Origin of the sequence: Paenibacillus sp. NPDC057967 (assembly GCF_042887015.1) — a bacterium.
Taxonomy (GTDB): Bacteria; Bacillota; Bacilli; order Paenibacillales; family Paenibacillaceae; genus Pristimantibacillus.
Window position 1 is genome coordinate 464786 of record NZ_JBHVQB010000001.1, and the last position, 22660, is coordinate 487445.

18 protein-coding genes are annotated in these 22660 nt (G+C 53.4%); 3 read left to right on the forward strand and 15 right to left on the reverse strand.

What is annotated here, in order from left to right:
• Positions 1–82 precede the first annotated feature (82 nt).
• The 3 genes from ACFVSO_RS01930 to ACFVSO_RS01940 form a co-directional block, all read right to left on the reverse strand.
• Positions 83–1078, reverse strand: coding sequence for an inorganic phosphate transporter (locus ACFVSO_RS01930; protein ID WP_387469517.1), 996 nt, complete (start codon positions 1076–1078; stop codon positions 83–85).
• Positions 1079–1102: 24 nt separating this feature from the next.
• Entirely contained in the window at positions 1103–1714 is a 612-nt protein-coding gene (locus ACFVSO_RS01935) for a DUF47 domain-containing protein (protein ID WP_387469519.1), read from the reverse strand.
• 261 nt (positions 1715–1975) lie between these two features.
• On the reverse strand, positions 1976–3055 hold the full coding sequence (locus ACFVSO_RS01940; protein WP_387469521.1) for a DUF3048 domain-containing protein: 1080 nt from the start codon (positions 3053–3055) through the stop codon (positions 1976–1978).
• A 183-nt stretch (positions 3056–3238) separates the two neighbouring features.
• Between ACFVSO_RS01940 and ACFVSO_RS01945 the strand changes: the two genes are divergently transcribed.
• From ACFVSO_RS01945 to ACFVSO_RS01955, 3 genes are read left to right on the forward strand one after another with little or no spacing between them, the layout of a single operon-like run.
• Positions 3239–4354: a GerAB/ArcD/ProY family transporter gene (locus ACFVSO_RS01945; RefSeq protein ID WP_387469523.1), complete on the forward strand. Its 1116-nt coding sequence runs from the start codon at positions 3239–3241 to the stop codon at positions 4352–4354.
• The gene (locus ACFVSO_RS01950; RefSeq protein WP_387469526.1) at positions 4329–5834 is read left to right on the forward strand and encodes a spore germination protein; all 1506 of its coding nucleotides are present in this window, start codon (positions 4329–4331) and stop codon (positions 5832–5834) included. The genes ACFVSO_RS01945 and ACFVSO_RS01950 overlap by 26 nt, the downstream gene beginning before the upstream one ends.
• On the forward strand, positions 5831–7045 hold the full coding sequence (locus ACFVSO_RS01955) for a Ger(x)C family spore germination protein (protein ID WP_387469528.1): 1215 nt from the start codon (positions 5831–5833) through the stop codon (positions 7043–7045). Before ACFVSO_RS01950 ends, ACFVSO_RS01955 begins: the two co-directional genes overlap by 4 nt.
• 7 nt (positions 7046–7052) lie before the next feature.
• Here the strand turns inward: ACFVSO_RS01955 and ACFVSO_RS01960 are convergent, their stop codons facing one another.
• The 12 genes from ACFVSO_RS01960 to purQ all read right to left on the reverse strand — a co-directional run bounded on the left by ACFVSO_RS01960 (position 7053) and on the right by purQ (position 22658).
• Positions 7053–7886: an alpha/beta hydrolase gene (locus ACFVSO_RS01960; protein WP_387469530.1), complete on the reverse strand. Its 834-nt coding sequence runs from the start codon at positions 7884–7886 to the stop codon at positions 7053–7055.
• 490 nt (positions 7887–8376) lie between these two features.
• A complete protein-coding gene (locus ACFVSO_RS01965) occupies positions 8377–9780 on the reverse strand; it encodes a sensor histidine kinase (RefSeq protein WP_387469532.1) in 1404 nt (467 codons plus the stop codon).
• Positions 9777–10586, reverse strand: coding sequence for a response regulator transcription factor (locus ACFVSO_RS01970; RefSeq protein WP_387470530.1), 810 nt, complete (start codon positions 10584–10586; stop codon positions 9777–9779). The genes ACFVSO_RS01965 and ACFVSO_RS01970 overlap by 4 nt, the downstream gene beginning before the upstream one ends.
• 4 nt (positions 10587–10590) lie before the next feature.
• A complete protein-coding gene (locus tag ACFVSO_RS01975) occupies positions 10591–12060 on the reverse strand; it encodes a hypothetical protein (protein ID WP_387469535.1) in 1470 nt (489 codons plus the stop codon).
• Between the two features lie 23 nt (positions 12061–12083).
• The gene (locus ACFVSO_RS01980; protein ID WP_387469537.1) at positions 12084–13169 is read right to left on the reverse strand and encodes a polysaccharide deacetylase family protein; all 1086 of its coding nucleotides are present in this window, start codon (positions 13167–13169) and stop codon (positions 12084–12086) included.
• A 203-nt stretch (positions 13170–13372) separates the two neighbouring features.
• On the reverse strand, positions 13373–14638 hold the full coding sequence (purD, locus tag ACFVSO_RS01985) for a phosphoribosylamine--glycine ligase (protein ID WP_387469539.1): 1266 nt from the start codon (positions 14636–14638) through the stop codon (positions 13373–13375).
• Positions 14639–14782: 144 nt separating this feature from the next.
• Positions 14783–16330, reverse strand: a complete 1548-nt coding sequence (gene purH / locus ACFVSO_RS01990; RefSeq protein WP_387469541.1) for a bifunctional phosphoribosylaminoimidazolecarboxamide formyltransferase/IMP cyclohydrolase — start codon at positions 16328–16330, stop codon at positions 14783–14785.
• 190 nt (positions 16331–16520) lie between these two features.
• On the reverse strand, positions 16521–17138 hold the full coding sequence (purN, locus tag ACFVSO_RS01995) for a phosphoribosylglycinamide formyltransferase (protein ID WP_387469543.1): 618 nt from the start codon (positions 17136–17138) through the stop codon (positions 16521–16523).
• The gene (gene purM, locus ACFVSO_RS02000) at positions 17138–18181 is read right to left on the reverse strand and encodes a phosphoribosylformylglycinamidine cyclo-ligase (protein ID WP_387469545.1); all 1044 of its coding nucleotides are present in this window, start codon (positions 18179–18181) and stop codon (positions 17138–17140) included. The genes purN and purM overlap by 1 nt, the downstream gene beginning before the upstream one ends.
• 94 nt (positions 18182–18275) lie before the next feature.
• Positions 18276–19757, reverse strand: a complete 1482-nt coding sequence (gene purF / locus ACFVSO_RS02005; protein WP_387469547.1) for an amidophosphoribosyltransferase — start codon at positions 19755–19757, stop codon at positions 18276–18278.
• Positions 19742–21985 carry a phosphoribosylformylglycinamidine synthase subunit PurL gene (gene purL / locus ACFVSO_RS02010; RefSeq protein ID WP_387469549.1) on the reverse strand — a complete coding sequence of 748 codons (2244 nt, stop codon included), beginning with the start codon at positions 21983–21985 and terminating at the stop codon, positions 19742–19744. Before purL ends, purF begins: the two co-directional genes overlap by 16 nt.
• On the reverse strand, positions 21963–22658 hold the full coding sequence (gene purQ, locus ACFVSO_RS02015) for a phosphoribosylformylglycinamidine synthase subunit PurQ (RefSeq protein ID WP_387469551.1): 696 nt from the start codon (positions 22656–22658) through the stop codon (positions 21963–21965). The genes purL and purQ overlap by 23 nt, the downstream gene beginning before the upstream one ends.
• Between the last annotated feature and the right edge of the window lie 2 nt (positions 22659–22660).

The window sequence follows — 22660 nt, forward strand, 5'->3', positions numbered from 1 at the left end:
TCCCATCTAGAGCAAGCAAGAAGGACAGCTATCGCCCTTAACCGGGCGCCAGCTGTCCTTCGTCTTCGTACGAAGTCCGATACTACAGGAATAACGCTTTAATGATCCAGAAGAAAATCATAGCAAGGAAAACAGTAATCGGGATCGTAATGACCCATGCGATCAGAATTCTGCCCGCAACACCCCAGCGTACAGCGGAGAAGCGCTTAGCGCTGCCCACACCTAGAATCGACGAGGTAATGACATGCGTTGTACTTACAGGCAAGTGAAGCATTGTTGCAGTCAGAATAACCGCTGCAGAGCCCATATCAGCAGCAAAGCCGTTGATCGGTTCGATCTTGAATATTTTCGTTCCCATCGTCTTGATGATTTTCCATCCGCCTACAGAGGTTCCGAGCGCCATCGCTGTCGCTGCGGAGATCTTAACCCATAGCGGAACGTCCATATCCGTCTGGATGCCGGCTGCGACAAGGGCAAATACGATAATTCCCATCGCTTTCTGCGCATCGTTCGTACCATGCGAGAAGGATTGGAACATGGCCGTAATGACCTGCCCGGAGCGGAAGCCTTTGTTCACGCTATGTGGACTTGCATTCGCAAATATCTTCTTAAGCAGCCACATCAGAATAAAGCCAGCTGTAAAAGCAATCAGCGGTGAAATCAGCAGAGCTTTCAAGATATCGGTAAAACCCGATGCATTAATCGAGCCCATCCCTGCACCCGCAATAACCGCTCCGGCAAGGGAGCCGATCAGCGCATGGGAAGAGGACGAAGGAATGCCAAACCACCAGGTGATTAAATTCCAGGCTATTGCGGCAAGAAGCGCGGCAATGACAATTTCGACCCCGAACTCCAAGTCAGCGGGATTGGCGACGCCGCCCCCGATCGTCTTGGCTACTCCTGTAAAGGTGAGCGCGCCGAGGAAGTTCATAACAGCGGCCATCAATACCGCAACTCTAGGCTTCAGCGCACGAGTAGATACGGATGTCGCAATCGCGTTGGCCGTGTCGTGAAAACCGTTAATAAAATCAAAAGAAAGCGCCAAAAAAACAACGATCCATAACACATACAATTCCATAATGACGACCCCTACTCCCTAAAGTTAGCTATTGCGCATGATGATCGATTCCAGCGTATTGGCTACATCCTCGCAGTAGTCGGTCGTCTGCTCAAGTCTTTCGTAGATTTCCTTGCGCTTGATCAGCTCAATTGGGTCCTTCACGTTAGCGAACAAAGTTGTAATCGATACACGAAGCACGTCATCGCCTTGATTCTCGAGCTCATTGATAGCGATGCAATGCTCGCGGATCGCGAGTAGTTTTTTCTGTGTCAACAGGTAGATTGCGCTCTTGATCTGATGCGTAGAACGTACGAGAACGTCTGCGAACAGCGTAATGTACTCGTCTTTCTCGCGAATATGGTACATTTCGAAACGGGAGGCGCAAGCCTCGATGCCATCCAGCACGTCGTCAAGGGAAGTCGTGAGTGCCATAATGTCCTCACGTTCGATTGGCGTAATGAACGTTTTGTTCAATTCCTTCAGTATCGTATGCGTGTACTGGTCGCATTGGCTCTCGAATTCCTTCATTCTTTTGGCGAAGGCCGTTACGTCAGATAAATCGGATACACCTTTCGCAAAGTATTCCGTCGCCTCAACGATTGTGTCTGCCATTTCCTCGAGCGTTTTAAAGAAAATATCCTTCTTCTTGAACATGTCAATCCCCTTATCGACTTAGAATGTTAAGCTGTCTGTGACACATACCTGAATCAGTTTACTACCGAATTGTTAACGGAGTGTAAACATTCATGAAAAATTTAATCATATTTCTTGAACCTTAACAATAAAAATATATAGTTTTGTCCAAAAATGACGAAAAAAGATGCGAACCCGTCCGGGATCGCATCTTCTCGCCGATCTTCAGAACGCTGGCGAGGCAGGCTCGCTACGTTCTTAGTATTGCCCATTGCAACCTTTTTATTGCTGATTTAGAACCACATGGTCGGCCAGTGCCGGCTTGTTCGGAACGATGTGAATGTACGTCTTGCCAGGCAGGAACGACACCTCGCTGCCATCCTGGCTGAACCGGATCATGCCGTCCGGACTGCGAACCCACTCGATATCGATCCGCTTGCCCTTCTGGAACAGATAACCCGCTCCGCCCGATTGCAGATCGACCGACAGCCTGCCGACATTATCCAGCGTTTTGTGTCCCGTCTCGAACACAACCAGATTGGTCGCGCTGAGCTGTTCATTGTTATTCAAATCAATATGCGGCTCGTCGTTAATGCTTCTTTTGTACAAGCCGCTTGCTTCATCATATATGTATCCGACCTTATAGCTTTGCATTAAGAACGTGATGTCGATTTTTGTCGCGGATTCAGCGCCTGCTTCTACACTCCCTGTAATGGTGCCCTCTGCTGTGAAGGGGTAAGTGGCTACCGGCAAGTCGTTCTTGTAGCCTTTCTTCTCTGCACCCTGGTGCATCTTCTCCAAATTCGAGTACAGATTATGCGGAGCCTTGCGTTCCTTGCTTCTCCAATAATAAGGACCTGCATTCGTAATCTCGTCCAGGTACGGCTTGCCTTGCTTTTGCAGAATGCCATAGGCTTCCGGGCTGCCGCCTGCATGAACCATAATCGCCCCGTAAGTATCCGCAATATCGATCAGGTACGCCCGATTGCTTCGGATCGGACCAATCGTATCCTCCATCGCATCGGTACTCTGGTAGACCGCAACAAGTCTCGTTATCCCGCCCTCCGCCAGCACTTCCCACACGACATCCGCATTCGTCAAGCCAGACTGCGGACGGGCTGCCGAGAAGTTGTTAATCAACACCGCAATGGGGCGATCCTTGGCTTCATCATCCCGTTCGACACCGGTTAGCGGAGCCGAGAACGGCTTCGGCGTTGGATCAGGGGTCGGCGTATCTGTCACGATAGGGGCAGGCGATTCGGTCGGATCGGTAATAGCGGCTTTATCCCCGCCGCATGCCGCCAAGAGTAGGAATAGACTGGCCAGAAGGGCAGCCGTCGAAGTTCGCAATCCGAATTTCATTCTAAAACCCGCCTTTACTAGATTAATAGGAGATCATCCGTATACCTGTTGGAATCCGCTTACACCTCATTTTTATTTAATCACAGATGATCCGGCTTGTCTCGACAAAATTACGGATTAATTGATTAAAATCCCATTAATTGAGCAAATTATCTCCATCTCCCATCGAAACGAGGTACGTACATGAGCAGCGGAAGAGGTCAAATCTCGACCTGGCTTTCATTCTCCATTCTCATCTTAAGCGCCGGCCTCGTCTCTCATGTGATGGCGATACCCGTCATTCTTGGCGTGTCCGGGCGGGACTCCTGGGTGGCCGTACTGGTCGCTGCGCCCATATTCCTGATATGGATATTTCTCATCTTCGGTATTGTGAGAGCCCTCAAGGGACAACGCCTCCCCGACTGGATCGATAGACAATTCGGCATTGTACCGGCATGGATGTTCCGGTTATCCGCCGTTGTGGTCCTCTTTATATCGGGGTCTTACACCCTTCATGACACCTCGATGTGGACGGTTACGACCTATATGCAGCAGACACCGCTTCCTGTCATTATCGTTGCGGCAGCCCTTATCTCGATGATGGCCGCTTATGGCGGCATCAAGTCGATTGCGATGACGGCAAGCATCCTGCTGCCGCTCGTTCTGCTGCTAGGCTATTTCGTCATGAGCTCGAATATGAAGTTCAAGGATTACAGCAGGCTCTTGCCTGCCTTCGAGAACGGATGGCAGCCGGTCGGCAGCGGTCTGATCTATGTTCTTGCCGCGCTATTGGAAGCGTGGATCTTGCTGCTGTATCAGCATGAGCTGAAGTCGAAGCTCCGATGGTGGCATGTCCTCCTGCTTGGTTTGTTTCTCGTCAGCATGACGCTGGGACCTACGATTGGCGCGATTGCCGAGTTCGGTCCGGCGGAGGCAGCCAAGCAGAGGCATACGGCCTTCGAGCAATGGAAGCTGCTTACTCTCGGCACGTTATTCCAGCATGTCGACTTTATGTCCATCTACCAATGGCTGTGCGGCGCATTCGCCAGAGTGTCCATTACCCTTTATTTGATCGTCGACATGCTGGATGTGCGCAGGCCAAGGAAACGCCTTGTCGTTCTCTCTATAGTCACGCTTGCTATGATCGTGCTGTCCATGCTCCCATGGCGGGATGATGAGACGCTGGCTTACTTGCAGTACATTCATTTTCCAGCGCTGCTGATCTATGTCGTTGGCATTACGTTATTGCTGGGGATCGCTTCCCTCATTAGCAGATGGAAGGAGAGCAGACGCCATGATCTCGACCGATCACAATCATGATGGAGAAGATATTCCGAAACCGTTCGACGAGCACATGCTGCGCAGCTGGTTCCAGCTTAGCAATGATGTCATCATCTTCAACCATTCGTTCGGCACTCCTCCTGCTACGGTAACAGGCCTGTTCATCTATTGCAGCGGCATGATCGAGACGAACTTGATTAACGATATCGTCTTGCCTGAGCTTAGACGGGTTTATGCCAAGACCGAGTTCATACGCAGTGAAGCGATTAACATGGCGGCGGATCTTCAGTGGAATTCGCTTGATTACGTCCGCGACCGCCTGAACCGGCTCAAGCTGGCTTCGTACGTCTTCGAGGGCCATCTGGTGTTCTGTCTGCCCAGCCTTCAAGCGATGTGGACGATCGATATCGCGAACGTTCCTTCCCGTCCCCCGGAGGAGTCCTCGACCGAGGTGTCTATTCGCGGACCGAAGGACGGCTTTACGGAGCAGCTGTCCGCCAATGTCGCGCTTATTCGCAAGCGGCTGCGTACGAATACGCTGGCGTGTGAGTACTATGTGCTGGGTACGCGAACGCTGACCAAAACAGCCTTGCTCTACATTAGCGATATCGCCAATATCGAGACGATTGACAACATCCGCCGCAAGCTCAGCAAGATCGATGTGGAGCAGATTATCTCCACTGGCAACCTGGAAGAGCTATTGGCATCAAGCCCGATTACGCTGTTTCCGCCGACGCATTATACAGGGAGGCCGGACTTCGCTGTGGAATGCTTGCTGAATGGGCGATTCATCATTATCGTGGACGGCAATCCGACCGCCATCATCGCTCCGATCAATTTGTTCCTGCTGATGAAATCGCCGGAGGATTCCTACTTTCCGTTCATGTCCGCCAATATCGGCCGCATGCTTCGTTTCTTCGGGCTGCTCACGACCATTTTTCTGCCCGGCTTCTACATCGCGCTGACGACATTTCATTCCGATCAAGTGCCTTTCCCGCTGCTGGCCACTATTGCGATGGGCAGGCATGGATTGCCGATGGAATCCGCGCTGGAGATGTTCTTTATCATGGTCCTGATGGAGCTGTTCCGCGAAGCCGGGGTCAGGCTGCCAAGCTCGATCGGCCAGACCTTGACCGTTGTAGGCGGCCTTATTATCGGCGATGCAGCCATTCGGGCGGGGCTGGTCTCCCCCATGATGATCGTCATTACCGCCATTACGGTCGTCTCGGGGTCAACCCTTGTCAATCAATCGCTGACCAGCACGACGATTCTGCTCCGATTTTTCTCTTTTCTCATGGGTGCGACGCTGGGCATGTACGGGTTCATTCTGTCCGTCATCGCCTTCGTCCTCTACTTGTCCAATGTGTACTCCTTTGGCGTCCCTTACCTGGCCCCAGCCGCACCGCTGAAGCTGAGGGAGATGATGGCCGCATTATTCAGGCTGCCCTACCAATGGAGAAAGAAAAGACCGGAATATCTGAACACCTCACAACCTGACAAGAGAGGGAACAAGCCTTGAGAAGACCGATAGCCATTGCGATTCTGCTGATCTTCTGCTCCACATCGCTATGCGGCTGCTGGAGCGCTTCTGATGTAGAGAGCAAGTCGTACGTAAAGGCGCTGGGCATTGATTATCATGACCATCAGTTTATCGTCTACGCCCAGATGCTCGATTTCTCCAATATTGCCAAAAGCGAGACCGGCGGCAAGAACAGCTCGACACCCACTACCTACATCGGTCGCGGCAAAGGCTCAACACTCAACAATGCGGTCAACGACCTGTACCGCTCTGCGCAAATTCCGATTACCTGGGGACATATATCCGCCATCATTTTATCCGAGCGAGCGTTGAAGACGAAAGGCATCAAGATGATTGATATGCTGAACCGCTATCCTGAGGTTCGTTATAATTTGTGGATTTATGCAACCAAAGACCCCATGGAGGAGCTGCTCGCAGCCTTTTCTCTGTTCAATATGTCTTCGCTGTATACGATCCTTCATAACCCTCTGCCTAATTACAACCAGCACTCCGTTATCCCGCCGATTGAGATGTTCCGGTACATCGCGGATTATAATGAACCTGCTATGACGGCAAGTCTCCCGATTATCGGAATCAATCGCGTCATGTGGAAGGATACCGGCAAGCCCTTAGAGATGCTGACCATGGCCGGCATTTATTTTATCGCCACCAACGGAGATATGTCCTTCTTCAGCCATACCAAGCTGAGTGGCTATCAATGGATGCAGAAGGGAACGAACCGTGCGCCGTTAACTGTCGAGAAGGATGGCATCGAATATGCGAACCTGAGCATCGGCAGGCCGAAAATCAAGATCAAGCCCATCGTCGAGGGTGACGAGGTTTACTTCGATATTAATCTCAAGCTGCTTGGAGCCATGTACGAATACAATGAACCGCTTAACTACAATGAGATGGTAGAGCTGGCGGAGCAGAAGGTATCGAGACAGATTCGGGATGTCTTGCTGGAGGGCGTAAAGAATGGCGTTGACATCTTTAGTCTGGGGAAGAGCCTGTGGCATGAGGATGTGAAGGAGTGGAAGCGCATCTCGCAAAACGGGAACAAAATCGTAGTGAAGGATAACTCCATACGACACTTGAATGTGGACATCGAGATTCCCTACAACGGGAAATACAAACGAATCTCCACGCCTCTGCCCAAAGAAGAACGCGCTCTCCAGAAGGAGAACGCGTCAGGGGACAGCACTGATTAATCGGCAGCTAGATGGACCAGTGATGCCATTCTTGCTGCTGGCGGTCAAGCCGCTCCAGCCACTCTGAGGTTACGCGAATCGCTTCCTCCTGATGCGGGCGGCTGGAGTACGTATGATTGGCTTGAAATATAATTTCCTTGTCGCACAGCCCCTCGCTGCGGGTCCAGAACACCTTCTGATACAGGAAGCTGTAATCGACCGGAATCAGGTCATCGCTGGTGCCATGCACCAGCAGGACCTCGCCGCCGAAGCGCGTCGCAGACTGAAATGGCTGATGCTGCATGAGGGAGTCGAAGAACACCGGCTGCAGCGTATAGCCCGCATGATCGGTGCTTCCCGATTGGATCGCATCATCATAGCTGTCGCGGCCTACGATGCGCACGATATCATTGAACGGATACGCGACAGGAGACCATAACACAAGCCGTTTGACCCGTTTGTCCTTCACGGCGGTCATAATGGATATCGCCCCGCCCAGACTGTGGCCAAGCAATACGATGCGGCGGGGATCTACGCAATCCATCCCGGCAATATAATCAATAGCTGTTCGCGTCTGATCCACCATAGAGTCGAAGCCCAGCGATCCATAATCGCCATTGCTCTCGCCGCAGCCGCCGTAATCAAATCGAAGCACGAACGAGCCTTGCGCAGCCAGCGCTCTGGCGGTCTTCACGAATAGACGATCTACGCCAACACGGCTCCCGATGAAACCGTGGCAGATGATGATCGCTTGCCGTTTGCCCGAATCCTTGCCTGCGTTATTAGGCTCAATCTCAGTCGGATAGTGAAGCGTTGCCGTAAGCTCCAATCCCTCATGTCGTAATATCAACTGCTTCTCCATGTCCGTACCTCCGCTTTTATATACAATAATTCCTACCCGTATACTATGAATTAATTAAATCTATACTAGCACCGATCCCTTCGGCTGTCAACGCCAAGATTCGTATCTGCATATCACGCTGGCACTAAGGGGCAACCTAGAGAAGATTTCTCCGGCTTATGAGAAAGCTTCTATCGAGGCCTTACAAAGATGAGCCACCTACAGGTTTGCATAGCAAACCCGCCTCGAAAGCATAAGCTGGGTCTTATCGCCAAATCGAATTTATAGGTCCGATACACCCGCGGAAATCTTATCAATTCTATTGTGGTAACAAATAAACAAGACCTCCGACTGGAGGTCCCATCTTGTATATGGAGGTGCCATATGCCTGCCTGGATTGCTTGGCTCAAAGAAAATTGGCTGTCTATCATGTTAGGCGCGGGAGCCTTGCTTGCCGTGATCTACGTCATTGCGAACCGCAAGCTGCTGTTCTACAAAGAATAATTCACCCTTAACCGTCAGCTTTCTGAAGGAGTGGCAGATGAATCGTCACAATCGTTCCGGCTCCACGCTCACTGTCGATGGCCATCCTGCCGCCGTGGAGCTCGACGATCTCCTTCGAGATGGCAAGCCCCAGACCGGAGCCGCCATGGCTGTTGCTCGCCTTATAGAACTTCTCCATGACATGCGGGAGGTCTTCCCGGGCAATCCCGCTCCCCGTATCGCTGACCGTCACGACGGCCAACGTCTCTTCGACGGTAGTCGATACGCGAATCGTCCCCTCTGCCGGCGTGAACTTGAACGCATTGTCGATCAGATTAATAATAACCTGCTTGAGCCGGTTCGCATCCCCATTCACCACTAGAGGACTGCCCGCATAGGTAGCAATCAGCTTCACCTTCGTCCCTTCCTCGCGAACCGCGAGCTGGCGTACCGTCTCCTTCACCGGACTGTTCAAATCCAGTGTCTCCGTATGCAGCTCCATCGTACTTGCAGACAGCTTCGAGAAGTCCAGCAAGTCCTCCACCAGTCCCGCAAGCCGCTCTGTCTCCTTGCTAATGATCGAGAGACCCATCTTGACCTCCTCGTCATCCTCCTTCGGCTCACTCTCCTTCAACGTCTCGCTCCAGCCCTTTATGGAGGTCAAAGGCGTACGGAGCTCATGGGAGATGGAGGAGATAAAGTCGTTTTTGAGCTTCTCCCTCTTGTTGAGCTCGCTCACCATCGTATTGAACGTCTCCGCAAGCTGGCCGATTTCGTCATGGCTTCGCTTAGAGGCACGCTTCGACCAATCCCCCTCCGCCATATACCGGGCAGCTCTGGTCAGCTCTCGAATCGGCATAACGATCCGCTGAGCAAGGAATAGACTAAGGCCAAGGAACAACAGAACGACCGCAACGCCCACAATGAACGTCATTCGGATCAACTGGGCGACCATATCATCCACTTGCTGTAGCGAAGACGTATAGCGGATCATTGATACCACTCTCGCTTCGTTCCAGAGTGGCGCCGTCACCGATATGACACGTTCGCCGAAGTAGGGATCAACGCCGGTCCAACTCCCCGTCTCGCCGGTAGACGCCGTCTTCACATCGCCTGTCGCATACCGGATATTCGGCGAGAAGCCGTCCGAATCAATGCGCAGTTCGCCTGCGCTGTTCAGCAGTTGAATGCGGGTCGGCCCTCCCTCTGACATGTACTGGAGCAAATAATCCGCCTGATCCTGCAAGGTCAGCGAAGACAGCGATCGGCTGTGAAGCGCCATCGCAGACTCCACCCGCTGCTTAACGGAGCTCTGTGCGCTGCCGTAATAGTAATTCCACATCAACGCGGTGAAGGCCGCGCCAAGCACGCTGACGACGAGCACAATAAGCAGCAGATAGCTCCATACCATCCGGGTCTGAACGCTTCTCATTCCGGCACGCTCCGTTTCCACCGGTAGCCATAGCCCCATACCGTCTCGATGACGGATGGCTCAGAAGGATTGGATTCAATTTTTTGTCGGATTCGGCGTATGTTGACGTCTACAACCTTAAGATCGCCCACATAATATCTGCCCCAGACTTCAGTCAGAATGTGATCGCGGCTGACGCTCTCCCCTTCCCGCTCCATGAGCAGCCGCACGAGCGTCCATTCCGTAGGCGTCAAAATAATCTCTTCGTCGTTCTTCCATAATCTTCTCTCTGATACCGACAGCCGGAAGCGCCCGCTGACAAGCTCCCGCTCCACATATAGCTTCTTGATAGCGTCGGTATGCCCCGCAGGCTCGCCGGTACCGCCGCCTTGCTGTTCGGATAATCCGTTGCCCCTCTCATCTTCCTCGCTGCCATGCTCATCGCCTTCAAGGGAGGATGAAGGCAGCATACGACGATGGAGCGACTTGATTCTGGCGATCAGCTCTCCCGGACTGAACGGCTTCTGCACATAATCGTCAGCGCCAAGCTCCAGTCCGCGAATCTTGTCCTCCTCCTGCGACTTGGCCGTCAGCATAATGATCCCGATGCGGGGATACTTCGCCCGCAGCCGCTCGCATACCTCGAAGCCGTCAATCGTCGGAAGCATGACATCCAGCAGCGCGATATCGAATGGCCCTTCCGAGTCGGCAAGCGCAAGCGCATCCTCCCCGTTCTCAGCCTCTGTTACTTCCATCTCGTTTCTTTTCAAGTTGATTCGAACAAATCCGCGTATGGACTCTTCGTCCTCCAATAACAAGATACGCATCGATTCACCGCCACTCATCTCTGTCATCGTGTACTATCTTCAAATAGGAAGCGAACTGCGCCTCCGCCTTTTTCATATTCGTAAAAATCTCTTTGTCTTCCTCCGGAAGCGTATCCGGCACATCGGCTACGAAGGACACCAGATACACATTGCCGCTGTCCTGGGCGAGCTGCCGGTAAGGACGATGCTCTTCCTTCCAGGCCGCTTCAACATTGCCCCATTGCTTAATGGGAACGACATACAGCGTCGCCAGCTCCGCCTTCAGCTCCTTGGCTTCGTTCCAGTAGTCGAAGGTTACGATGCCATAGGAAGCGGCTGGGGGCCTCCCCATTGTATACGAGCCCGTCCACTCCTCCGGGATATCCAGCTTCACGCCGTACGTATAATCAAGAAATTGTTCCGCAATGACATGAAATTCATCCTTCCCGTCCCACTGCATCCACTCGTTCATCCAGATGCTCTCTGCATAAGGAACGCCCTCATAGCCGGGCGACTCCTTCGACCATTGCAGCTCAATGATGGAATCACCGTTGATGTCCCCGCTGACGGTGGGCCTTCCGCTAAAGCCTTCGAGGCCAAGCCTTTCACTCGGGTATACCAGCTTCAGCTCCTGATTCTCCCAGGCATACATATAAGTCAACATACTGTGGGCGCCTGTGCCCCCTTCCAGCAAGAGGCCGTTATGATTCTTCGATACTTTGCCGACAAGCAGCCGCTCAAATGCGTTCGTGCCTTGCGGCAGCGACATGTTCAGCACGCGGTTCAACGCGTTTTTTTGCCACGAATAGATACTGAGGTAATGTGACGGCATCTCCAGCTCGCCGCTTGTCCCCAGCGAATCGATAACGACTAGCTCCTGCCTGCCGTTGCCCATTAAGTCGCCGACCTCCGCCTGGCTGTACGGCAGCGATTGAAGCGGCTTCAGCGTCAGCCTGCCCTTATCGTTGCGCACAGCCTTGGAATTGAAGGAATACAGCTCCAGCACATTCGGACTGTCGAATGCGCCGATCCAGCCTACGAGCAGCTCGTACTCTCCGTCGCCGTCCATATCCACCAGCTTGAGCCAGGCGATATCCCTGGCCAGCGGCTGCTCCACAAGAACGGACTGGCGCCAGCCGTATTCGGTCTGGCGAAGTACGACAATCTCCGGCGTGCTGTATTCATTGTAGTAGGTGACGACCGCTTCTTCGACGCCGTCGCCGTTCAGATCGAGGAGCCGGATTGCTTCCCTGTAATCATCGCGATGAGGAATCATCAGCATGCTGAACCGGGGCAGCGCCTTCTCGATCGCAGCGGACAGCTCCTCCTTGTCCTTGGCGATAGCCGGCTTCTGCAGCAGGTCAGCCGGGGCTGCCGTATATCTGCAGCCAGCGGCGACAACCGCAAGCGCCAGCAACGAGAAGAGGAGCAGGGATGCACGGCTCCCGCTCCTGATAAGTGAATATGTGTTTTGAACCCGGAAGCGCTTCTCCATGGGGTCTCCTTTTCGGTTTGCGGTTATTCAGGTATCTCGTCGACGGTGACCATCGTGTAGCCCATCTTCCGAAGATCGTCGATCACGTACGGAAGCATGTTTACCGTATTGCGTATATGTTTCCCGCCGAATGAATGCATCAATATTATACCATTAGGCTTCGTTTCTTTTCGAATCATGTCTCTCATGTCGGCGACCGACGTTCCAGCCCAGTCCCGGGTGTCCACCGTCCAGCCGACCATGCGGCGATTTTGCTCCTTCATCACTTTTTTCAGCGTATCCGATAGAGCGCCGTACGGCGCACGGAATAGGGTCGGCGTCCAGCCCAAAGCATCGTTAAGCGCTTTGTCAGCGTCATTGATTTGAGACAGGATACCCGATTTGTCCAGCTTGCTTAGATCCTTATGAGATTGGGTATGATTGCCGATCGCATGGCCTTCCTCTTCAATGCGTTTCATAATTTCCGGATATTTCTCCACTTGTGTGCCTACAACGAAGAATGTCGCCTTGACACCCTTCTCCTTCAATGTATCCAGTATGGCCGTTGTGTACTTCAAGTCCGGCCCGTCGTCGAACGTAAGCGCGACGCGTTTCTCATCCTTTCCAGGCGGTGTGACGGCCGGCTTCTCGACATCCTTGCCGCCCTCTTGGCCCTTCCCGGCTTCATTGCCAGCGGTATTGCCGTTATGTTCATTTCCCTTCGATTCAGAGCCGGTCGTTCCGCCCTTATCATCCGGGTTCGTATTTTCATGGTTAGTGTTACCTTGCCCATCCTTGCTTCCGTTGCCTTGCTCTCCTGTATGACCATTACTGCCGCCATTTCCAGGTTTTACGTTATTGCCTTCCTGCCCACCTGACTGTCCATTGCTGCCGTTTCCACTTTCCTCGCTGTCTCCAGGCACATAACCGGTGGTTGTGCCTCCTTTGTCAACGTTATTCCCCCCTCCCGAAGCATGCTCTCCGATGATTTGCGAACCATTTTCCTTCGACGGAATGATAGCCGATAAGCCGAATGAGCTACCAGCCGTACATCCTCCTACCCATGCGACAATTGCGACCAAAATGATGAAAGCTGCCAGTCTGCGCTGTTGTTTTTTTCTTGTTTTCATCTTATTCACCTTCTATTCCGCTGATATCTCTATGATAGTAGATTAGAAGAATGAGAGAGTTACAAATTAGTAACACCATTCGAGTCGAGTAGACAAAAAAGGAATCGGTTCCCAACAAAAAGACGCCCAGGTTCTGTCGAACTCAGGGCGTCTCGTAGTCATGGCTATCCATGCAGCCTCAACTATGTTGCATATAAAAGAAACTATACAAGCGCCTTCGCCGCAATATCCGTGCGGTTCTGCTTGCCTTCGAACTGGATAACACTCGCTGCCTCGTATGCTCTTGCGCGCGCCTCTGCGATATCGCGGCCGCGTCCGACGATGCCAAGCACGCGTCCGCCGCTTGTGACCAGCTCTCCATCCTTCATTGCCGTACCGGCATGGAATACGAGCGCTCCCTGCGCTTCCGCTTCCGCGATGCCTGTAATCACGCGGCCCTTCGGATAAGAAGCCGGGTACCCTTCAGATGCAGCCACTACGCACACTGCCGCCTCGTCGCTCCACTGAATGTCCAAATCAGCCAAGCGGCCATTCATCGCTGCAAGCACAATGTCAACGAGATCGGTCTTCAGCCTTGGCAATACAACCTGAGTCTCCGGATCGCCCATGCGCGCATTGAACTCAATCGTCTTCGGACCGTCCTTCGTAATCATCAGACCTGCGAACAATACGCCGCGGAACGGACGTCCCTCGCTCACCATTGCTTTCGCCGTCGGATTAATGATGTTGACGATTGCTTCGTCGATAATGCTTTGCTCAATATGCGGCAGCGGCGTATATGTACCCATGCCGCCTGTGTTCGGACCTTTGTCGCCGTCGAAGATCGGCTTATGGTCTTGCGCCGGTACCATCGGCTTCACCGTCTCGCCGTCCACGAACGCCAAGATGGACATCTCCTGTCCCTCCAGGAATTCCTCGATGACGATCTGGTTGCCCGCGTCGCCGAACACCTTGTCCACCATCGCTTCGCGCAGAGCCTGCTCAGCTTCCTCCAGTGTCGCTGCGACTGTTACCCCTTTGCCTGCCGCAAGTCCGTCCGCTTTGATTACAATCGGTGTCGATTGCTCCTTCAAATAAGCCAGTGCCGACTCATAATCCGTGAACGTCTCGTATTTGGCCGTTGGGATATCATATTTTTTGAGCAGGTTTTTCATAAAGATTTTGCTGCCCTCAATCTCAGCTGCCGCCTTGTTCGGACCAAAGGCCGGAATGCCAGCCGCTTCGAAAGCGTCTACGATGCCGTCTGCCAGCGGATCATCCGGACCTACGAATACGAGATTAATGGCCGCATCCTTTGCAAATTGGGTCAGTTCGTCGAATTGAGATACCGCCAACGGCACGCATTCCGCAATTTGCGCGATACCGGCATTGCCCGGCGCGCAGTACAGCTCCTTCACCTTTTCGCTTTTCTTCAGTGCCCAACAGATCGCATGCTCGCGTCCGCCGCCGCCAATAACCAAAATACGCATTTTCGCAAACCTCCCAAAAAGTTTAAACGGAACTTTTCTTTCGGAGAAAAAGGATCGAGCGCTGCTCAGGGACCTACAGCGCTCATCCAGTTCTACCTTATCCATCGTCCCTTAGCTTGCTAAATTGATGCTGATACCCGCATCTTAGTGCTTGAAGTGTCTTACGCTTGTGAACACCATGGCAATATTGTTGGCGTTAGCCGCTGCGATGGATTCCTCGTCCTTAATGGAGCCGCCTGGCTGAATGATCGCTGTGATGCCCGCTTTGGCCGCCAGCTCTACCGTGTCTCCCATCGGGAAGAACGCGTCGGATGCCAGTGCGGAACCCGCAGCTTTCTCGCCAGCTTGCTCGATCGCAATGCGAGCTGCGCCTACACGGTTCATTTGGCCTGCGCCTACGCCTACCGTCATATCGTCCTTCGCCAGCAGGATCGCATTGGACTTCACATGCTTAACGACTTTCCAGCCGAATAGCAGCTGCTTCATCTCTTCTTCCGTCGGCTTGCGGTTCGTGACCACCTTCAGATCCGCTTCTGCCAGGCTGTGAACGTCGCTCTCCTGTACGAGCATGCCGCCGTCCACCGAGGTTACGAGCCATTCCGGCTTGCGCTCAGCAGCTGCCTTCAGCTCACCCAGCTTCATCAGGCGGATGTTCTTTTTCTTCGTCAAAATCTCCAGCGCTTCCGGCGTGAAGTCCGGCGCGATAATGATCTCCAGGAAGATGCTGCCCAGCAGCTCAGCCGTATCTGCGCCAATTGTGCGGTTCGCCGCTACGATGCCGCCGAAGATGGACGTCGGGTCTGCTTCATACGCTTTTTGGTAGGCTTCATGGATCGTTGCTCCGATGCCCACACCGCAAGGATTCATATGCTTAACCGCTACAACAGCCGGCTCGTCGAATTCCTTCAGAATCGCAAGCGCTGCGTTCGCATCATTGATATTGTTGTAGGACAATTCTTTGCCGTGAAGCTGCTCCGCTGTCGTCACATTGCCGGAAGCGGCAAGCGGCTTGCGGTAGAAAGCAGCCTTCTGATGCGGGTTCTCTCCATAACGAAGCTCCTGCACCTTCTCGTAGGTTACCGTATACGATTCAGGCAGCGGCTCGCCCGTCTGCTTCGACAGGTAGTCGGAGATAAGCGCATCGTAAGATGCCGTATGACGGAATACTTTCGCCGCGAGGCGCTTGCGCGTCTCAAGCGTCGTGTCGCCCTGCGCCTTCACTTCTTCCAGAACGGAAGCATAATCGGAAGCGTCTACGACCACGGTTACGAAAGCGTGGTTTTTCGCAGCGGAACGGAGCATTGTCGGACCGCCGATATCGATGTTCTCGATGGCATCCTCATAGGTAACATCCGGCTTGGCGATGGTTTCTTTGAACGGATACAGATTAACGATAACAAGGTCGATGTAATCCAGACCAAGCTCCTTCATCGCCTTCTGATGCTCTTCATCATCACGAACAGCCAGCAGACCGCTGTGGACAGCCGGGTGAAGCGTCTTGACGCGTCCGTCGAGAATTTCCGGGAAGCCCGTCACGTCGGATATGCCGATGACCGGTACGCCTTCCTTTTGCAACAGGTTGAACGTGCCCCCTGTCGAAATAATTTGTACGCCTTGGTTCGCAAGTTCTCTGGAAAACTCTACAATGCCCGTTTTGTCGGAAACGCTAATTAACGCTCTGCGAATAGCCACGCCAATGTCCTCCTCTTATTTGATCAATTGGAATTGATGCTGCCTTGTCTTTCTATACATTCTGAGTGAGCTCATAACAACTTGTTCTCTTGAATAACAAGTTGTTGAATCGAATAAAAACTTGTTCTATTGAATAGCTTCGCTTTGAAGCTTTGCTTCCGGAATTCATGTTGAGCCAGATTCATGCATGCTACTGGCTCTTGCCAACAGCCACCCTGCGACCCTCGATCGTGATAGCGCCTTGCGCGATCAGCCTGATAGCTTCCGGATACAGCTCCCGCTCCGCCTGCTGAATGCGGACGGTAAGGGAAGCCTCGTCATCCTCTTCCGTAACGGCGACAGCCGTCTGTGCAAGAATCGGACCGCTATCCAGACCGCCATCCACATAATGAACAGTAACGCCTGTAACCTTCACACCATGCTCCAGCGCTTGACCAATGGCATTAATGCCCGGGAACGATGGCAGGAGCGAAGGGTGAATATTAATCATGCGGCCCATGAAAGGCTCGACCAGCGTAGGCGTCAGAATCCGCATATAGCCGGCCAGGACGACCAGATCCACCTGGCGTGCCCGCAGCTCCTCCAGAATCTCGCTCTCGTAAGCCTCGCGTGACGGGTAATCCTTGGGTTTGAATACAAAGGCGTCTACTCCCGCTTGCGACGCCCGCTGGATGACGGGAGCAGACGGCTTGTCACAAACAAGAAGCTCGATTGTAACATCGAGCTTCCCCTCCCGCACCGCATCGGCAATCGTCTGGAAGTTCGTCCCCTGTCCCGACGCGAATATCGCGATGCGAAGCGCCGCCATTATACGTCAGCTCCTTGGAACGTTACGATCCGGCTGCCTTCCGTTACCGTACCGATACGGTACGCTTTTTCGCCAAGCTCGGCAGCGACGCTAAGCGCCTGCTCCGCTTGCTCTTCCGGAACGACAATGACCAGGCCAATGCCCATATTGAATGTTGTGAACATATCGCGGTTGCTGATGCTCCCTTTTTCCTGCATCAGGCCGAAGATCGGCAGAATCGGCCATGAACCGTAATTGATTTCCACATTTACGCCTTCAGGCAGTACACGCGGAATATTCTCGATGAAGCCGCCGCCCGTAATATGTGCCATGCCTTTGACGTTGACTTTCTCGATCAGCGCCAAAGCTTGCTTCACATAGATGCGCGTTGGCTCAAGCAGCACGTCGCCAAGCTTCGCTCCGCCAAGCTCATCCAGCTGCTGATCCAGCGAGTAACCCGCTTCTTCCAGCAACAGACGGCGAACGAGCGAGAAGCCGTTACTGTGAATGCCGCTCGACGCAAAGCCCAGAACAACGTCGCCCGGCTTGATGGTGGAGCCATCGATCATTTTTTTCTTGTCGACGATGCCGACCGTGAACCCTGCCATATCATATTCGTCTACGGAATACATGCCCGGCATTTCCGCCGTCTCTCCGCCGATCAGCGCACAACCGGCTTGCACGCAGCCTTCGGAGATGCCTTTGACGATCGCTTCGATCTTCTCCGGCACAACTTTGCCGCATGCGAGATAGTCGAGGAAGAAGAGCGGCTCTGCGCCTTGTACGATAATATCGTTGACGCACATCGCGACCGCATCGATGCCGATCGTATCATGCTTATCCATCGCAAAAGCCAGCATCAGCTTCGTACCGACGCCATCCGTACCCGATACGAGCACCGGCTCTTCATACTTGTCCTTGTTCAGACCGAACAGGCCGCCGAAGCCGCCCAGCTCTGCCATGACTTCAGGACGATACGTTCTCTTCACATGCTTCTTCATCCGTTCGACGGCTTCGTTGCCTGCCGCAATGTCAACGCCGGCCTTTTTGTACGCTTCTGACAAATGGGTCCACTCCTTTAATATCTAGTTCAACCGTTTAAACGTATGTTGCGTGTGCTGTAAGCCGAGTTTCTCGGCTTAGAAGCTGCTCCGCCAGTTAGCAGCTGCAGCTTTTGTCCGACTCTTCGTTCACTGGTGTCGGGTAGTCGTTGTCGAAGCAAGCTAGGCACATGCCGCGATTGTACGCGCCTTCGTTGCCGCCGACGGAATCGACAAATCCATCATCGCTGAGGAACGCCAGCGAGTCTGCATTGATCTCTCGGCAAATCTCCTCAACGGTGCGGAATGATGCAATCAGTTCCTTGCGGTCCGGTGTGTCGATGCCGTAGTAGCAAGGGTTTTTGAATGGCGGCGATGTAATCCGCACATGCACTTCAGTCGCTCCCGCTTCGCGAAGCAGATTGACTATGCGGCGGGAAGTCGTGCCGCGCACGATGGAATCATCGATCATGACAACGCGTTTGCCTTCCACGACTTTGCGGACGGCAGACAGCTTCATCTTAACGCCCTTCTCGCGCAGCTCCTGGGACGGCTGGATAAATGTGCGTCCCGTATATTTGTTTTTGATAAGGCCAAGCTCATAAGGAATACCCGTCTGCTCGGCATAGCCGATTGCGGCAGAAATACTGGAATCCGGCACGCCAGTCACGATATCCGCGTCCATAAAGGACTCGATAGCGAGCTGCTGTCCCATCCGCTTGCGTGCGGAATGAATATTGATGCCGTTAATATCGCTGTCCGGGCGGGCAAAATAAATATATTCCATCGCGCAAGTTGCGCGACGCTCAATCGTTGCATAGCGATCGATTTGAAGGCCGCTGTCATCCAAAATCAACAGCTCGCCAGGCTGAACGTCACGCACATACTCTGCGCCGATCGTCTCGAATGCACAAGTCTCGGAAGAGAATACATAGCTTTCTCCCAGACGACCCATCGCAAGCGGGCGCAAGCCATGGGGGTCTGAAGCAACGAGCAGCTTGTCGTTCGTCATGATGAGGAATGCGAATCCTCCAACGATGCGCTGCAGTGCTTCCTTCGCCGCCGTCACAAAATCTTTGGACGACCGAGCGATCAAATGCGCGATTACTTCCGTGTCGCTGGATGTTTGGAAGATGGAGCCGCTCATCTCCAGCTCTCGGCGAATTTCCGGCGCATTGACGATGTTGCCATTCGTTGCAACCGCAAGATCGCCGTCACGATAGCGAAAGATCAGCGGCTGAGCATTGCCCAGCTGGCTTTCACCGGAAGTGGAATAGCGGACATGTCCAATGGAGCGGTCGCCGGAGAGCAAGTCCAGCCGGTCCTTCGTGAATACTTCCTTCACCAGTCCCATGTCGCGGAAATAATTGAACTTGCCGCCATCCTTCGAATCCGCGGTGCAGATGCCTGCGCTCTCCTCGCCCCGATGCTGCAGAGCGTGAAGTCCATAATAAGATAAGCCTGCCGCGTCAGGATGTCCGAATACGCCGAACACCCCGCACTCCTCACGCAGCTTGTCAAAAATATCGTCACGGCCGATGCCCTCGTTATAATGATCGCCTGTCCATAACCATGGAACAGACTTTATTTCATCAGACATGGAATCGCATCCTTCCAAACCTTCTCCAGTTGTTGTACCGGCGCATTGATGCCGGCTTTGCCATTGACGTTAATGGTCAGGCTGCTGCCTGTTACGGTTCCGATTGTCGCATGCGCCACGCCTTGCTCCGACAGCCAAGCCGTCAAAGCGTCTGCTTGATCCGGTTTAGCCGACAGCAGGATACGGGATTGCGATTCGCTGAATAGCAAATGGTCAGGACGCAGGTCGCTTGTCAGCGATACGCTTGCGCCGATGCGGCCGCTAATGCAGGACTCAGCCAGCGCGACAGCGATGCCGCCCTCGGACAAGTCATGCGCTGACGCGACCAGACCCTTTTGAATAGCGCCAAGGACAGTGCCCTGTACGTTCTTCTCAACAGCCAGATCGATCATTGGTGGTCTGCCGGAAGCAGCGCCGTTCAGCACGTATTGCAGCTCGCTGCCGCCGAACTCTGCTTTTGTCTCGCCGACGAGGATGATGACATCGCCTTCAGCTTTGAATTTTTGTGTCGTAATATGGTCATGATCATGCACAAGGCCTACCATGCCGATAACCGGCGTCGGGTAGATCGCACCTTTGGCATTCTCGTTGTACAAGCTAACGTTGCCGCCGATAACCGGCGTATCCAGCACCACGCAAGCCTCGGACATGCCGTCTGCGGATTTCTCCAGCTGCCAGAATACTTCCGGCTTCTCCGGGCTGCCGAAGTTCAGGTTGTCCGTAACTGCGAGCGGCTCAGCACCGGAGCAGACAATGTTGCGCGCTGCTTCCGCAACTGCAATGCGTCCGCCCATTTCCGGATCAAGGAATACGTAACGTCCGTTGCAATCCGTTGTCATTGCCAGCGCTTTGCGCGTGCCGTCGATCGTGACGACAGCTGCGTCGGAGCCTGGCTGAACAGCCGTTGCCGTACGAACCATGTAATCATATTGGTTGTAAACCCACTCTTTGCTCGCGACCGTCGGAGAAGCCAGCACTTTCTCAAGGGCACCGTTCAGGTCAGTAATTTCTGCAAAAGCGGCTGTGTCGACCGATGCGCTTTCGCGGAAGTAAGCAGGTTCAGCAGAAGGCTTGTTATATACCGGGCACTCGTCTACGAGAGCTTTGACCGGCATATCCGCCACTTCTTGGCCTTGATGGAACAAGCGCAGACGTCCGTCGTCCGTTACTTTGCCTACTTTGGCACAAATAATGCCCCAGCGGTCAAAAATCTCTCTCGCTTGCTCTTCATGCTGCGGCTCGATAACGAACAGCATTCTTTCTTGCGATTCAGACAGCATCATCTCGTAAGGTGTCATGCCTGTCTCGCGTTGAGGAACTTCGTCCAGGTACAGCTCAAGGCCGTTGCCCGCCTTGGAAGCCATCTCCGCACTGGAGCATGTCAGGCCTGCTGCGCCCATATCCTGAATGCCAAGCACGATGCCGGAGTTAATCAACTCAAGCGTTGCTTCCATAACCAGCTTCTCCATGAATGGATCGCCAACTTGGACAGCGGTACGCTTTTCTTCCGATTCTTCAGACAGTTCAACCGATGCGAATGTCGCGCCGTGAATGCCGTCGCGGCCCGTAGCCGGTCCGACGTAGAACACAGGGTTCCCGACGCCTTTTGCCACGCCACGCTGGATTTTATCATGATCGATCAAGCCTACGCACATCGCGTTAACGAGCGGATTGCCCTCGTAGCTCTCGTCGAACATGACTTCGCCTGCAACCGTCGGGATGCCGATACAGTTGCCGTAGCCTGCGATGCCGCTGACTACATTTTCGAACAGGTATTTCACCCGATCATTGTTCAGGTTGCCAAAGCGCAAGCTGTTCAGCAAAGCGACTGGACGCGCACCCATGGAGAAGATGTCACGAATGATGCCTCCTACACCCGTAGCAGCGCCTTGGTAAGGCTCAACCGCCGATGGATGGTTATGCGATTCGATTTTGAACACGACTGCTTGGTTGTCGCCGATGTCGACGATGCCCGCGCCTTCGCCAGGTCCCATCAGGACGCGCGGTCCGGTGATCGGGAATTTTTTCAAAATAGGCTTGGAGTTCTTATAGGAGCAGTGCTCCGACCACATGACGCTGAACACGCCAATCTCCGTGTAGTTCGGCTTGCGGCCCAAAAACCCGCAAATCAGGTCATACTCATGGTCTGTCACGCCGAATTGCGTGTAAATGCGTTGATCCGCGATTTGTTCCGCTGTCGGCTCCTTAGCCGTTAACTGCTGCGCCATGTTGTTCCCTCCATGCATTCAAAATCGATGTAAACATCCGTTTGCCGTCTTCCGAGCCGAGCAGTTGATCAACCGCACGCTCTGGATGCGGCATCATACCGACTACGTTGCCTGCTTTGTTACTAATTCCTGCGATGTTGTCGACGGAACCGTTCGGATTCGTGTCGCCTGCGTAACGGAAAATGATCTGATCGTTCGCTTTCAGCTCAGCCAAGGTCTCGTCGTCGCAGTAGTAGTTGCCTTCGCCGTGAGCGATAGGAATATCGATAATCTCGCCTTGCGAGAATTGGTTCGTGAATGGGTTGGTGTTGTTTACCACTTCAAGAGGCGTGCCATGGCAACGGAATTTCAAGCCCGTGTTGCGAATGAGAGCGCCAGGCAGCAAGCCCGCTTCCGTCAGGATTTGGAACCCGTTGCAAATGCCAAGAATGAACTTGCCTTGCTCGGCTGCTTTCTTCACTTCGCTCATAACGTCCGCAAAACGTGCGATTGCGCCGCAACGAAGGTAGTCGCCATAGGAGAAGCCGCCCGGCACCAGAATGGCGTCATATGCGGACAGATCAGTCGCAGTATGCCACACATAATCGACCTGTTGGCCGACCGTGGACTCTACCGCCTTGTAGCAATCAATGTCACAGTTGGAGCCTGGAAATACGATTACGGCAAACTTCATGT